Source organism: Aminobacter sp. LjRoot7 (genome assembly GCF_964252895.1).
In the GTDB taxonomy this organism is placed as follows: domain Bacteria; phylum Pseudomonadota; class Alphaproteobacteria; order Rhizobiales; family Rhizobiaceae; genus Aminobacter; species Aminobacter aminovorans_B.
On the sequence record NZ_CAXUPX020000011.1, the window covers coordinates 64,335 to 77,981 of the forward strand.

The following is a 13,647-nucleotide window of genomic DNA, read 5'->3' on the forward strand; positions in this document are numbered from 1 at the left end:
GCAGGCGTCAAAAGCGAAAGAGCGGTCCAAGCAGGATCGAATTGGAGTATTCGGCCGGTCTTTTCGCACATGCCACGATGCGCGTCACACGCATCACCGGCCGGCTCTCCTCGACGATCGCGAAGCTGGCTTCTCTTGCGCTCGCCTGCGACGGCGAAAAATGCTCCTCGGTGACGAACAGCTGAGCTACATCGCTGACGCGACGAACCAGATCGTAGAGCGAATGCCTGACGAGGTCAGCCGGCGCGATCGACGCCAGTATGTCGACTGGGAGCACCGACCGCTGCTGGACCATCGCCTTGCCGTCGAGAAGCCTCAGCCGCCAGAGTTCGGTGACGGGGGCACCAAGCGGCAGACCGAGGGCGCGCGCATCGCTGAGCCCGGCCGGCACCTCGCCGATCTCCAGGACCCGTGTCGACAATCTGAGCCCGGCGCGTCGCGCAGCTGCCGGAAGGCCTGTCACCATGTCGTGTGACCAGTCGATGGTCTTGCCCCGGAAACGAGTTCGCCGCCCCTTGCCTTTTGTGATCAGGCCGTCTTTTTCGACGATGGCCAGCGCCTTGCGGACAGTGCGGCGGGTGACATTGAAATGGGCAGCGAGGTCCATCTCCGACGGCAGCTCGTCGCCGGCGCGCCACAGGCTGTTCGAAAGCTCGGTTGCGAGTGACTGCGCGACGCGATCATACGCGAAATGCGTGGCGCTCAATCCGCTGCTCTCCCAAAATTGCGGACCATCACCGAGGCAATGATGATGAGGCCGGTGAAAATGTCCTGCAGGTAATTGGGCACGCCGAGAATGGTCAGGCCGTTGGCGACAACCGCGATGATCGCCGCGCCTAGAAGCGTGCCGGCTGCGTTTGGCTGCCCGTCACGAAACGCCGTCATGCCGAGATAGGCGGCGGCATAGGCCTGAAGCAGAAAGCCGTTTCCGCCCGTCGGGTGGGCGCTGCCAAGCCTGGCCGTCAGCAGCAGGCCCGCCAGCGCGGCCATGAACGTGCAAAGACCAAAAGCCCAGACCGTCGCCGGGACCACGCCGACGCCGGCGAGGCGTGCGGCCTCGCGGTTGCCGCCAATGGCAAGGATGCGCCTGCCGATCTCGGTCCAATCGAGGATGAAAGCGACAAGCAGCGTGCCTGCCACCGCCCACAGTGTCAGCACTGGAATGCCCCCGACATAGCCGCGCCCGATGTCGCGGAAGGCAACGGGTATGTTGCTGAACAGCGTGGCGCCGCCGCTCACCCAGAACGTCATGCCCCCGACGATCGTCCCCATGGCAAGCGTCATGATGAAGCTCGGAACGCGCCAGATCGCAACGAACAAGCCGCTTATGCACCCCACCGCAAAGCCAGCGGCGAGCGTTACGATGACGGTAGCAAGGATGCCCCATCCCGATCCGAACAGGGTGACGGAAACAATACCAGCCATGGACACGACCGCTCCGATCGAAAGGTCGAATTCCGACAGCGACATCACGAGCGCAGCGCCCAGGGCGACAATTGCCAGCAAGGACATCTGCTGGGTGATGTTGATCAGGTTCGAGCCCTGCGCAAAGCCGTGTGGGGACAGCACCGAGAACACGGCGACGATGACGCCAAGACCCAGAAGCGTGCCGAAGCGCGAAACCAGGGTCATGTCAGCTCCTTTGTCGTTTCGAAAGCGGCATGGACGATATCCTTGCGGGACAGATCGCGATTGGCCGCGTCGAGCGTGATGCGTCCATGCGCCATCACCAGGATGCGCTGCGCCAGCATGACGAGTTCCTCGATGTCGCTGGTGACGAACAGCACTGCCGTTCCCTCGCCGGCAAGGGAACGGCATAGCGCGTGGATCTCGGCCTTGGATCGCACGTCGACACCACGGGTGGGCTCGTCGAGCAGGAAGAGGCGGCAGGACGGCCCGACCCAACGTCCGATCATGATCTTCTGCTGATTGCCGCCGGAAAGGGTCGAGATGCGATCGCCAAGCCGGCCGTATTTGACGCTGCGGTCGCCCAGGAGCTTTCGCACGCCACGGCGCGCCAGTTGCCAAGAGACGATGGGCAAGCGTCGCATCACGCGGTAAAGCGGTAGGCGGGGCACAAGCACATTGTCTAGGATGGAGTGCTGCATGACCAGCCCGCTGCTGCGGCGGTCTTCCGGAACATAAGCGACACCTTCCCGGATGCGCCTGGAGATGCCGATGGGGGGCAGCAGCTTGCCGTCGAGCGTCAGCCCGCCTCGTGCAAGCGGATTTGCGCCCCAGATCGACTTCAGCAGGCTGGAACGGCCGCTGCCGACCACGCCGTAGAGACCGACGATCTCGCCGGAGTGGACGGTCAGGTCGAGCCCGTCGCGCGCCGGGGACGGGCTGAAGCCGGACAATTGCAGCAAGGGCGGGTGCAGCAAGGGCGCGTGTAGCAACGGCGCGCCGGCCGCCGCCGGCGCAGCGACACGCTCCTGGTCAAATTTGCCGCCGGCCATCAATGCAACGACACCAGTGCGGTCGATGTCGCACAGCTGGCCGGAGCCGACCGTGCGGCCATTGCGCAGAACGGTGTAGTCGTCGGCAATGGCAAACACCTCGTCGAGGCGGTGCGATACAAGGATCACCGCACAGCCGTGGCTCGCCAGCTGCCGGATGATGCCGTGCAGGGTCGCGGCTTCCCTTTCACTCAGCGATGCGGTCGGCTCGTCGAGGACGAGCACCCGGGCATCGTCCATCAGGGCACGCAGGATTTCGACAATCTGGCACTTGGCGACGGACAGACGCGCCACCGGAACGTCAATATCGAGGTCGAGGCCATGCCGATCCCGCACAGCCTTGAAGCGGGACCGCATCGTCGCCCAGTCAATCACGCCACCGCGGCGCGGATAACGCCGGCCGACAAAAGCGTTCTCGTAAGCGGTAAAGCCCGGCACCAGGTTCAGCTCCTGGTGCACGAAGCGGAGCCCCACCTTTTCGGACTCGGTCGGGTTCGCCGGGGCAAAGCCCTGGCCTGAGAGCACCATGCGGCCGTTATCCGGCCGATGGACGCCCGAAAGACATTTGAGCAGCGTCGACTTTCCAGCACCATTTTCGCCGAGCAGGGCATGGACCCGACCTGCGTCAGCGCGCAGCGAGACACCGTCGAGCGCCACCACCCCGCCGAACCGTTTTGTCACCCCCTCGACCTCCAGCATGACGGCGCCTGCTAGTTGCAGCTCACACCGAGGCTGGCACGGTCAATCACATTGGCGCTGACGAAGATTTCGGATTTCTCCGGCTTCTTGCCTTCGATCACGGCTGCGATCTCCTTCACCGCCGTCTTGGCAATGCCGGGGAAATCCTGCCGGACCGTCGCCACCAGATTGCTGCATTGCTTGATCAGGTCGATTGCCTGCGGGTTGCCGTCGATGCCGGCGATCAGGGCCTTGGAATCGGGCTTGTCGCTCTGGATGGCCAGCAAGGCACCGATCGCCGGCTCGTCCCAGGCAGCCCACACCCCGTTGATCTCGTCGCCATACTGGCGGACGAAGGTCTCCATGGCCTGACGAGCGTTGTCGATCGGGCCGGGAACCTGCACATAATGTTCGGCTATCACCTTGATGCCGGGATGTTCGCCGAGTGCCTTGTCGAGCGCGAGCTCACGCTGGCGCACGCCGGGATGCGCCGAGTGGAAGAACTTCACGATGTTGCCCTTATCGCCCATCGCCTTGAACAGATAATCCGAGAGCAGGCTGCCAAGCGCGAAATTGTCGGTCGTGATGTTGATTGCCACGCCCTTTGCCAGCGCGCCGTCCAAAACGACAACCGGGATGCCTTGGTCGGCGGCAGCAGCAACCTGGTCGCCGATCTGGTTGGGATCGACGCTGACAAGGACGATGGCCTTCACCCCGGCATTGGCGACATCCTCGACACGGCTTGCCAATTGCTGGAAGTCGCCGCGCGTGTCGACGACATTGACGCTCCAACCCTTCGCCGCGGACTCGGTCTTGAAGGTCTCGATCATTTCGTTGGTGGCGACCGAGCTGAGATATGGCGTCAGCACCGCTATGTCTTCCGCATGCGCGGACGCTGCGAACTGAATGATGCCGGCGGCCAGCAGTGTCGTAAGCGTTCTCATGACTTCCTCCTTGTCGATTGAGCGCTGTAAAGATGTGTCGGGTTCAGCCCAGAGAGTGCGACAGTTCCCGCGCGAATGAAGACGCGGCGAGATAGGCGGCGTATCGTCGGTCGTGGCAGGCCGCGCGTTCGGGTCTCGGTTCTATGACGGCTGCCGGCGCGGCAGGGCAAAGTGTGATGCCGGTGGAAGCGGCGACCATCTTCAGGACACCCGTTGCGGTCATCGTTTCGCTGTCACCTGGTATGGCGATGTTGCGACCAAGGGCATCCGCGAGAATTTGCCGCTGCTGGGCGTGACGGGCCGCGCCGCCGATCACCGTCAAGGTCGTGCGCGGCAAACCGGCAGCCTCCAGATTGTGCCGCACGGCAAACGCAACGCCCTCCATCACTGCAAGAGCAAGCTCACCCGCACTGCTCGTGTGGCTAAGCCCGAGCAAAGCGCCGCGCACCTGGCTGTCCTCAAACGGGGCGCGCTCGCCTCCGAGATAGGGCAGAAACAGGGCAGCACCGGGGGTGGCGAGCGCTGCAGCGTCGAGCAGTTCCTCGATCGGTCTGCCTGTCGTCCTTGCCAGCCAGTCCAGCGCGGATCCCGCGGTCAGGAACGGCGAGATGACGATCACGCGGTCCGGCCGCATCGCGTCCGCCAGCGAATAAGTTTCGCGCGGCGGTGCCGCTTCCGCATGGTCGAGTGTGGTTGCGACCCATCCGGTTGTGCCGAGGTAGCAATATGCCATGCCTGGAGTATCGGCCGAGGCGCCCCATGTCGCTGCACCGGCATCGCCCGATCCGTTGAAGACCGGGATGCCGACCGGCAGACCCATCTGCCCGGCCTCGGCCGGAGTCACGTAGCCGACGACGGCGTCTGCCGGTTGGATGCGCGGCAGCGCGATTTCGTTGACACCCGCCACGGCAAGCAGATCGGCATCCCAACAGCGCTGCGCGATGTTCATCAGCCCGGTGGTCGATGCCGTCGTCGGATCGATGACGGCCTTGCCTGTCAGCCGGAACGTCAGTGCATCCTTGGCGCCGAAGGTCCACAACACGGGCTGGTTGGCCGCATGTGGCGCAAAGCGCTGGCGCGCCATCAGCTTGAGGATCGTATGGGCGGGGTCGAGCCGGTTCCCAGTTCGTTGCGCATAGTCCGCAGGCAGCCGCGCGCCGAGCCGATCGATCTCGCTTCCTTCGAAGCGACGGTCGGAATAAAGCACAGCCGGGCCCGTCGGACTGCCGTCGCTCCGCAAGGCGATGAGATTCTGCATCGAGCCGGAAAATGCGATGGCAGAAATCGAATGGCTGTCGGGAAGATGCCTTATTGCGGCACGCAGCGCAGACCACCAATCGTCGGGGTCCTGCTCATGCAATCCTTCGGGGGTAGAGCGCGTCGCGATCGGCTGGGCAGCCGATGCGATCATCTGCCCGCGCGCGCCGAACAGCACGGCCTTCAACGCCGACGAACCCACGTCCACCACCAGAAGGGTATTGTCGCCCAATCTGCACCTCCATTCCTTGCGTCAGGTCCAGGCTTAGGCAGGCGTCTTGTCAACGAGGTCCTGAGGTCCCGGAGCGTTTTGCTTCCCGGAACGGACAGGTGCTTCCGCAAATGTACGGATCAACGGGTGTCGTGTTCGGACAACCGCGATGGATTGACGCCGCAATAGGCGCGGAAGGATGCCGCAAACCGTCCGGCATTGGCATAACCAACCCGCTCTGCGACCTGCATGATTGAAATGCCGCCCTGATCCAGCAACTTGCGGGCATGTTCCATGCGCCGCATCGTCAGATAGTCATGCGGAGAGTAGCCCGTGAAGCGCCGCATGCCGGTGGTCAGCGTGCGCGTGGAGACGTCCAGTTCTGCTGCCAGTTCCGCAACCGTCAACGGCAGGTTTGAAGACGCGTCCAGCAACCTGCGAAAGTCCCTGACATAGGTCGGTACCGGCCCAGCGGCCACGGATTCGACGGTGGCGACCGCTTTCGCTGGAACATGTTCGAACAAGGTCTCGAGTACCGCATTCACCAGCGGCATTGGCGAGAGCGCCGCTGCACAACCGGCCTCCATCTTTTCTTCGACCATCATTCCGATCAGCCGCGCGATACGCCGGCCGGCCGAAGCCTCAAGGTCGAGCTCGGCCTGGAAGATCGGCGTGCGCCGCCTGGCCTCGCCTGTGTGACGCTGCCAGGCCTGCTCGACGAAGTTCCGCTCCAGCCGCAGCATGACCTGCGTGGTGTCGGCGCGCCAGGTCGACCTGATATGACTGCCCGGCGACAGAACGAGACCGCTGCCCAGACGCGAGGATACGCGTCGGTCGCCATACTGGATGTCGACGCCACCGCTGAGCGGAAACTCCATCATATAGAAGGTGTCGAAGGTACCGGCATCGACAACAAGTTCTGGACCATAACGGAGAAGGTTGAGGGAAGCGCCCTCGCATACGATTGCGTGATGACGGAAATCAAGGCCTGCCTTGTTGTCGGCAAGCAAGAGCCGATGCGGGCGGTAGCGCGTGGACAGGGCGGCCACAGCTTCGGGCGCGCTGCCGAACCAAAGGCCCGGCACGCTGGCGAGCCGATTTGAAGCGTCGGTCAGGTCGGGCACCATCCTGGAGAAGAAGATAGGCGTGGCGGTACTGGTTGTCCATCTGCACCGAGGGGACAGGTGCGGCAGCACATGATCCGCGCATTTAACCATAACCAATTGTAATCATTGACCTCTCAGGGTCCGGCAAGGACACCGATACGGTTTGACCTGTTCCCTTGCGGCAAGGTGACAATGTGCTGCGAAACCAGGGAATACCCATGAACCAACCGGCAGAGCCCAATTCCTTCCGTACCGGTCCCGACGAACAGGGCATGTTCGGCATTTTCGGTGGCCGCTTCGTCGCCGAAACGCTGATGCCGCTGATCCTTGAGCTGCAGCGCCACTGGGACGAGGCCAAGAACGACCCGGCCTTCAAGGCGGAACTCAACGAGCTGTCGACCTATTATGCCGGCCGGCCGTCCAAGCTCTATTACGCCGAAGGCCTGACCAGGCATCTCGGCGGCGCCAAGATCTATTTCAAGCGCGAGGACCTGAACCACACGGGCTCGCACAAGATCAACAACTGCCTCGGCCAGATCCTGCTCGCCAAGCGCATGGGCAAGACCCGCATCATCGCCGAGACGGGTGCGGGCCAGCACGGCGTAGCATCGGCCACCGTTGCCGCGCGTTTCGGCTTCCCCTGCTTCGTTTACATGGGCGCCACCGACGTCGAACGGCAGAAGCCCAACGTCTTCCGCATGAAGCTTCTGGGTGCCGAAGTGCGCCCGGTCAGCGCCGGCCACGGCACGCTGAAGGACGCCATGAACGAGGCGCTGCGCGATTGGGTCACCAACGTGCATGACACCTATTACCTGATCGGCACGGCTGCCGGCCCGCATCCCTATCCGGAACTGGTGCGCGACTTCCAGTCGGTGATCGGCACTGAAGCCCGCGCCCAGATCCTCGAACAGGAAGGCCGCCTGCCCGACATGATCGTCGCCGCTGTCGGCGGCGGCTCGAATGCGATCGGCCTGTTCCATCCGTTCCTCGACGACCGCAGCGTCAAGATCGTCGGCATCGAAGCCGGCGGCCGTGGTCTCGACGGCATCGAGCACTGCGCCTCGATGAGCGCCGGCAAGCCGGGCGTGCTGCATGGCAACCGCACCTATCTTTTGCAGAACGACGACGGCCAGATCCTCGACGGCCACTCGATCTCGGCCGGTCTCGACTATCCCGGCGTCGGCCCTGAGCATTCATGGCTGCGCGACAGCGGCCGCGTCGACTATGTGCCGATCCTCGACGACGAGGCGCTCGACGCCTTCCAGCTGACCACCAAGGTCGAAGGCATCATCCCGGCCCTCGAATCCGCCCATGCGATCGCGCATGCGGTCAAGGTCGCGCCAACGATGGGCAAGGACAAGGTGATGATCGTCAACCTGTCCGGCCGCGGCGACAAGGACGTGCATACGGTGGCCAAGATGCTGGGCATGGAGATCTGATCATGACGACCACCCGCATCGACCGCCGCATGGCGAAGCTGAAGGCCGAGGGACGCCCGGCGCTGGTGACCTATTTCATGGGCGGCGACCCCGACTACGAGACGTCGCTGTCGATCATGAAGGCGCTGCCCAAGGCGGGTAGCGACATCATCGAGCTCGGCATGCCATTTTCCGATCCGATGGCCGACGGCCCGGCGATCCAGGCCGCCGGCCTGCGCGCGCTGAAGGCGGGCCAGACGCTGGCCAAGACGCTTCAGATGGCGCGCGAGTTCCGCAAGGACGACAACGACACGCCGATCGTGATGATGGGCTACTACAACCCGATCTACATCTATGGCGTCGACCGCTTCCTTGAGGAGGCAGTCGCCTCCGGCATCGATGGCCTGATCGTCGTCGACCTGCCGCCGGAAATGGACGCCGAGCTGTGCATCCCAGCGCTGAAGGCCGGCATCAACTTCATCCGCCTCGTATCGTCGAATGCGAGCGATGACCGGCTTAAGCAACAGCTGGGTCAGGCGAGCGGCTTCGTCTATTGCGTCTCTACCCATGGTACTACCGGCCTCGCCACACCCGATCCGGAAAAGGTACGTCAACTCGTCAGGCGCATCCGTGCCTTTACCGCATTGCCCGTCTGTGTCGGGTTCGGCATTAAGTCCCCGGATGACGTGCAAACGTTTGGAGCCATCGCTGACGGTGTCGTCGTCGGCAGTGAAATCGTGCACGCGATCGCGCGAGGAATTGCGATGGGTTCGGCCTCCACATGCGTAAGCGCATTCGTGAGCGATCTTGGCAATGCCGTGCGCTTGGTACCTCTAGCTCTCCGGATCGAATGATAGCTTCAACACGCATAGCTCGGCTCTCGACGGTGCGGGCGGGAAGAAGCACCACGATATCCTCACTTTTCATCCCGTTGATGCCTTGTCCTCTGTCCTAGGACCAAGGACATCGCACCACAACCAGGTATAAACTGTCGACGAAACTGACCGGCCGCAACGCGGCGCCCTCTGAAAATTACCAAGTTATGAGGAGGTTGGTTGCGGGGACACGCAACCAACACTAATGGCGACTGGTTGAGCGCCCTATCCCGAAGCTTGCCTTGGCTAGGCTGAGTGCTCTCGCAGCCAATCTCGGATGGAGCAATTCCACTTTGAACCTAATTCCTAATCTGCAGGCACAGATTCGATTCCTGTCGGGATACAGGATTCGGACCTGTGACCTCTGCCTTCAAGGCGCAGGTCGACAAAACTATAGATGCAAAGTGATCAGGCTGGGCGAGGGAGAAAAAGCTGCAATCTCGCCTCGCCGCCCTCAGTCGCTGCCGCGGCCACGCGGATAGGAGATGATCGACAGATATTTGATCGGAAGATGGGTCAGCTCCTCCGGACCGTGCGGCGCATCGGCATCGAAGAACAGGCTGTCGCCCGGTGTCATGCGGTAGAGATTGTTGCTGTGCCGATAAACGACCTCGCCTTCGAGCATGTAGAGGAACTCCATGCCGTCATGCTGGAAGGTCGGGAAGACATCGGAATCTTCCGACAGGGTGATGAGATATGGCTCGACCGTCACGCCCGACGTGTCGGAGCCTATATGGCCCAGCAGCGTATACTGGTGTCCGGCGCGGGTGCCACGACGCTCGACGTCGACGCCCTCGCCCGACTTGACGAAAACGGCGTTGCGCTCCTCTTCAAAGCGGCGGAAGAAGGCTGTGACCGGCACGCCAAGCGCCCGCGACAGCGCCTGCAGCGTCGTCAGCGACGGCGAGGTGATGCCGTTTTCGATCTTGGACAGCATGCCGAGCGAGATGTCGGTGGCCGAAGCGAGGTCGGCGACGGTGATGCCGAGCTTCTTGCGGAAGGCACGTACCTCGTGGCCGATCGCCACTTCCAGCACTTTCTCGCGCGTATCGCGGACGGCGTGCGGATCCTGGTGCAGCGGTGGCGAAACGTGAGCCAGAGTGGACTTTGCGGCGCCGGCCGAAACCGCAGCCGACAGCGCCTTGCCATTCTTCTTGGAATGTCCGTTCTTTTCTGCCGCCTTAGCCTTGCTCATACGTCGCCGCCTGCCTCTGCTCGCTGAATCTATTTCACCGACAGTAAACATTTTCAGTGTCGGGTTCAACAGATTCTGACAAACGCAGCAGAGCGGCGACGGCCAGCAAAACGCTGGCTGGCCAAGCATTCGATTGGAAACTTCGACGGGGTGAACCCGGCTACTGCATCAGCAGTATTTGCAGGTCCGCAACATTGGTGCCGGTGGCACCGGTCATCAGCAGATCGCCCGACGATGCCAGCGCATGGTACGAGTCGTTGTTCTGTAGCAGAGCCACCGGGTTACAGCCCAGCTTGCGCATCCAGGTAGTCGAGCCGGCATCGACGATGGCACCCGCCGCATCGGTTGGGCCATCACGGCCGTCTGTTCCGCCGCTCAGGAAGACCCAGGGACGCTTGATCGATGTCCACTCGTTGAGCAGCGCAAAACGCAGCGCCAGCTCTTGATTGCGCCCGCCCTTGCCGTTGCCAGCGACGCGTACCGTCGGCTCACCACCGGCAACGATCGCAACGGGACCGCGCTGGCTGGCTGCGAACACTGCCATGCGGTGCAAGGTCTTGGCGACATCTGAGACATCGCCGCTCAGCCAGTCGTCGGCCTTGACGACGACTGGATAGTTGGCTTCGGCACTGTGCATCACCCTTTGCAGGCTGATGCCATTGCTGCCGATGACGATGTTTTCAACATGGTCGAAGCTGGGTGCCACCTCATTACGTTCGACGAGCAGGTCGAGATGCGCCTTGAGTGCCGGCGACAGCGTCTTGACCAGGCCATAGCGGTCGAGAATGGCGATTGCCTCAGCCTGCGTCGCCGAAGGACGGGCGGTCGGACCGCTGGCGACGGTGCCGACATCGTCGCCAGGTACGTCCGACAGGATGAGCGACAGAACTTTGGCCCGCGAAGCGAGTTGGGCGAGACGTCCGCCCTTGAGCCGCGAGAACAGCTGCCTGACGGCGTTGATTTCGCTAATGTCGGCGCCGCAACGGATCAGCGTGTCGTTGAGCGCGATCTTGTCGGCGAGCGCGATGCCCGCCGCGGGAGCGCAGGTAAGTGCCGAACCGCCGCCGCTGACCAGCACCAGCACAAGATCGCCCGGCTCGGCCGAAAGGGCTGCCCGCTCGATGATCTCGGCGCCCCTGATGCTGCCTTCATCCGGCAGCGGATGGCCACCAGCGATCACTTCAACGCCTTCGATGTCGGCCAGATTCTCGAAATTGGTCACCGCAACGGCGGTAACAAGCTTGTCGCCGATGAAAGGCAAAGCCGCGCGCGTCATCGGGCATGCCGCCTTGCCGAAGGCGATCAGGATGATACGCCTTGCGGCGACGATCTCATCCGTTTTCGTCTCAAGCGTGGAAATGACCGCCTGCTCGGGATCGGAAGCCGCAATACCTTCGCGAAACAGGGCCGTTGCCTGCGCGCGAAGCTTGACCAGTGCCGAGACCGAGCAGTCGAAATACATCACACCACCTTGTCGGGTAAGGCGCGGCCTTCGAAGAAGGCGGTCAGATTGTCCACCGCCTTCATACCCATGGCCACGCGGGTTTCTTCGGTGGCGCTGCCCAGATGCGGCAATAGCACCACATTTTCCATGCGCATCAGGGCGCCCGGCACATCAGGCTCGCCGTCATAGACGTCGAGGCCGGCACCTGCGATGGTGCCGCTGTCGAGTGCTGCGACCAGCGCCTTCTGATCGACCACGTCGCCACGCGCCGTGTTGATCAGGAACGCGCCGCGCTTCATCGCGGCGAGGCGTTCGGCGTTGATCAGATGCCGGTTCTCGGCACCACCTGGGCAATGCAGCGACACGAAGTCGGAGGCGGCCAGCACTTCTTCGATGTTTGCCAGCTGGCGCGCGCCCATGGCGCGGGTTTCCTCATCGTCGACCTTCGAGCGGTTGTAGAAGACGACATCCATGTCAAAGCCGAAATGCGCGCGCTTGGCCATGGCCTTGCCGATGCGGCCCATGCCGATGATGCCGATCGTCTTGCCGGTGACCTTGGTGCCGATCATGTGGGTCGGGCACCAGCCCGCCCACTGGCCGGCGCGAACCTGACGCTCGCCCTCGCCTGCACGGCGGGCCACGGAAAGCAGCAGGCTCATGCCGATGTCGGCGGTGCAGTCGGTCAACACACCAGGCGTGTTGGTCACGGCGATGCCACGGGCACGTGCGGCATCCGTGTCGATATGGCTGAAGCCGACGCCGAAATTGGCAAGGATCTTGGTACGAATGTCGGCATCGGGAAAAACCGACGCCGGCAGCTTGTCGCTGACAGTCGGCAGGATCGCGTCAAAGTTCAGGAACGCCGCCTTGAGCTCGGTCGGGCCGAGCGGCGCATCGCCCTGATTGAAGGTCGTGTCGAAGCGCTCCGCCAGGATCTGCTCGACTGCCGCGGGCCAGCGGCGGGTGACGATAACGCGAGGTTTCATTTCCATTCCTTGGTCATGCTTGGAGCGCCACGCATCCCGGTCGGACGCGCAAGGCGCACTTTAGCAGTTCGAAACGACACATCATGCGATGGATCATCGATAATCGGCCAGTGCATCAGCCGGACAGAGGGGAGCCGGTCGGCGCCAGCTCCCCGAAGGCCGGGTCAGGCGGCCTTCTTCTGCTGCTCGAGCACGCTGGCGACGGTCGGGCCGAAGGCGGCCGGGGTCGGCACGATGGTCACGCCGGCTTCGCGCAGGATCTCGACCTTCTCCTGGGCGGATTCGCCGAAGGCCGAGATGATGGCGCCGGCATGGCCCATGCGCTTGCCCTTCGGCGCCGAAAGGCCGGCGATGTAGGCGATAAGCGGCTTGCGCATGTTGTGCCTGGCCCATTCTGCAGCCTCGGCTTCCTGAGGACCGCCGATCTCGCCGATCATGACCACTGCATCCGTGTCCGGATCGTCCTCGAACAGCTTGAGGATGTCCTTGAAGGACGAGCCGTTGATCGGGTCACCGCCGATGCCGACCGAGGTCGAAACACCGATGCCGAGCGCCTTCATCTGCGAGGCCGCCTCATAGCCGAGGGTGCCCGAACGGCCAACGATGCCGACACGGCCCGGCAGGTAGATATTGCCGGGCATGATGCCCATCAGCGCCTGTCCGGGCGTGATGACGCCGGCGCAGTTCGGGCCGACAAGGCGCATGCGGTCTTCATAGCGGAAGCGGCGCATGTAGCGCTTGACCCGCATCATGTCCTGCGAGGGGATGCCGTCGGTGATGCAGACGCAGAGCTTCAGGCCGGCTTCCGCCGCTTCCATGATCGAGTCTGCCGCAAAGGGCGGCGGCACGAAGACGATGGAGGCCTCGGCACCGGTCTCGCGCACAGCGCCGCGGACGGTGTTGAACACCGGAATGCCCTGATGGACCTGCCCACCCTTGCCGGGTGTGACGCCGCCGACCACGTTGGTGCCGTAGCGCTTCATGTCGTCGGCATGGAAACTGCCGATCTTGCCGGTCAGACCCTGGACGATGACACGCGTCCGGCGATTCAAGAGAACTGCCATTTCGACCTCC

The 13,647-nt window shown here is 63.2% G+C and carries 12 protein-coding genes; 2 read left to right on the forward strand and 10 right to left on the reverse strand.

Annotated elements, in window-relative coordinates:
• Positions 1-7 precede the first annotated feature (7 nt).
• From ACSQ3E_RS25210 to ACSQ3E_RS25235, 6 genes are all read right to left on the reverse strand, one after another.
• Positions 8-706, reverse strand: coding sequence for a GntR family transcriptional regulator (locus ACSQ3E_RS25210; protein ID WP_436124751.1), 699 nt, complete (start codon positions 704-706; stop codon positions 8-10).
• Complete coding sequence (locus ACSQ3E_RS25215; RefSeq protein WP_436124752.1) at positions 703-1,632, reverse strand: ABC transporter permease; 930 nt, start codon at positions 1,630-1,632, stop codon at positions 703-705. The genes ACSQ3E_RS25210 and ACSQ3E_RS25215 overlap by 4 nt, the downstream gene beginning before the upstream one ends.
• Entirely contained in the window at positions 1,629-3,140 is a 1,512-nt protein-coding gene (locus ACSQ3E_RS25220) for a sugar ABC transporter ATP-binding protein (RefSeq protein ID WP_436124753.1), read from the reverse strand. The genes ACSQ3E_RS25215 and ACSQ3E_RS25220 overlap by 4 nt, the downstream gene beginning before the upstream one ends.
• A gap of 29 nt (positions 3,141-3,169) precedes the next feature.
• Positions 3,170-4,081: a sugar ABC transporter substrate-binding protein gene (locus ACSQ3E_RS25225; protein WP_436124754.1), complete on the reverse strand. Its 912-nt coding sequence runs from the start codon at positions 4,079-4,081 to the stop codon at positions 3,170-3,172.
• 43 nt (positions 4,082-4,124) lie between these two features.
• Positions 4,125-5,570, reverse strand: coding sequence for a xylulokinase (locus tag ACSQ3E_RS25230; protein ID WP_436124755.1), 1,446 nt, complete (start codon positions 5,568-5,570; stop codon positions 4,125-4,127).
• A 119-nt stretch (positions 5,571-5,689) separates the two neighbouring features.
• On the reverse strand, positions 5,690-6,745 hold the full coding sequence (locus ACSQ3E_RS25235; protein WP_436124756.1) for an AraC family transcriptional regulator: 1,056 nt from the start codon (positions 6,743-6,745) through the stop codon (positions 5,690-5,692).
• Positions 6,746-6,873: 128 nt separating this feature from the next.
• Here ACSQ3E_RS25235 and trpB point away from each other — a divergent pair, with 128 nt between their 5' ends.
• Positions 6,874-8,094 carry a tryptophan synthase subunit beta gene (gene trpB, locus ACSQ3E_RS25240; protein WP_310325546.1) on the forward strand — a complete coding sequence of 407 codons (1,221 nt, stop codon included), beginning with the start codon at positions 6,874-6,876 and terminating at the stop codon, positions 8,092-8,094.
• A 2-nt stretch (positions 8,095-8,096) separates the two neighbouring features.
• On the forward strand, positions 8,097-8,927 hold the full coding sequence (gene trpA / locus ACSQ3E_RS25245) for a tryptophan synthase subunit alpha (RefSeq protein ID WP_436124757.1): 831 nt from the start codon (positions 8,097-8,099) through the stop codon (positions 8,925-8,927).
• A 475-nt stretch (positions 8,928-9,402) separates the two neighbouring features.
• Here the strand turns inward: trpA and ACSQ3E_RS25250 are convergent, their stop codons facing one another.
• From ACSQ3E_RS25250 to sucD, 4 genes are all read right to left on the reverse strand, one after another.
• Entirely contained in the window at positions 9,403-10,143 is a 741-nt protein-coding gene (locus ACSQ3E_RS25250) for a helix-turn-helix domain-containing protein (RefSeq protein ID WP_436124758.1), read from the reverse strand.
• A gap of 160 nt (positions 10,144-10,303) precedes the next feature.
• Positions 10,304-11,605, reverse strand: coding sequence for a glycerate kinase type-2 family protein (locus tag ACSQ3E_RS25255; protein WP_436124759.1), 1,302 nt, complete (start codon positions 11,603-11,605; stop codon positions 10,304-10,306).
• Complete coding sequence (locus ACSQ3E_RS25260) at positions 11,605-12,579, reverse strand: 2-hydroxyacid dehydrogenase (RefSeq protein WP_436124760.1); 975 nt, start codon at positions 12,577-12,579, stop codon at positions 11,605-11,607. The genes ACSQ3E_RS25255 and ACSQ3E_RS25260 overlap by 1 nt, the downstream gene beginning before the upstream one ends.
• 158 nt (positions 12,580-12,737) lie before the next feature.
• Positions 12,738-13,637, reverse strand: coding sequence for a succinate--CoA ligase subunit alpha (gene sucD, locus ACSQ3E_RS25265; protein WP_067967870.1), 900 nt, complete (start codon positions 13,635-13,637; stop codon positions 12,738-12,740).
• Positions 13,638-13,647 lie beyond the last annotated feature (10 nt).

What these genes read in the sequence shown, in the direction of transcription:
- ACSQ3E_RS25215 (WP_436124752.1), bottom strand. Translation starts at nt 1,632, where the DNA reads ATGACCCTGGTTTCGCGCTTCGGCACGCTTCTGGGTCTTGGCGTCATC.
- ACSQ3E_RS25225 (WP_436124754.1), bottom strand. Translation starts at nt 4,081, where the DNA reads ATGAGAACGCTTACGACACTGCTGGCCGCCGGCATCATTCAGTTCGCA.
- trpB (WP_310325546.1), top strand. Translation starts at nt 6,874, where the DNA reads ATGAACCAACCGGCAGAGCCCAATTCCTTCCGTACCGGTCCCGACGAA.
- trpA (WP_436124757.1), top strand. Translation starts at nt 8,097, where the DNA reads ATGACGACCACCCGCATCGACCGCCGCATGGCGAAGCTGAAGGCCGAG.
- ACSQ3E_RS25250 (WP_436124758.1), bottom strand. Translation starts at nt 10,143, where the DNA reads ATGAGCAAGGCTAAGGCGGCAGAAAAGAACGGACATTCCAAGAAGAAT.
- ACSQ3E_RS25255 (WP_436124759.1), bottom strand. Translation starts at nt 11,605, where the DNA reads ATGTATTTCGACTGCTCGGTCTCGGCACTGGTCAAGCTTCGCGCGCAG.
- ACSQ3E_RS25260 (WP_436124760.1), bottom strand. Translation starts at nt 12,579, where the DNA reads ATGGAAATGAAACCTCGCGTTATCGTCACCCGCCGCTGGCCCGCGGCA.
- sucD (WP_067967870.1), bottom strand. Translation starts at nt 13,637, where the DNA reads ATGGCAGTTCTCTTGAATCGCCGGACGCGTGTCATCGTCCAGGGTCTG.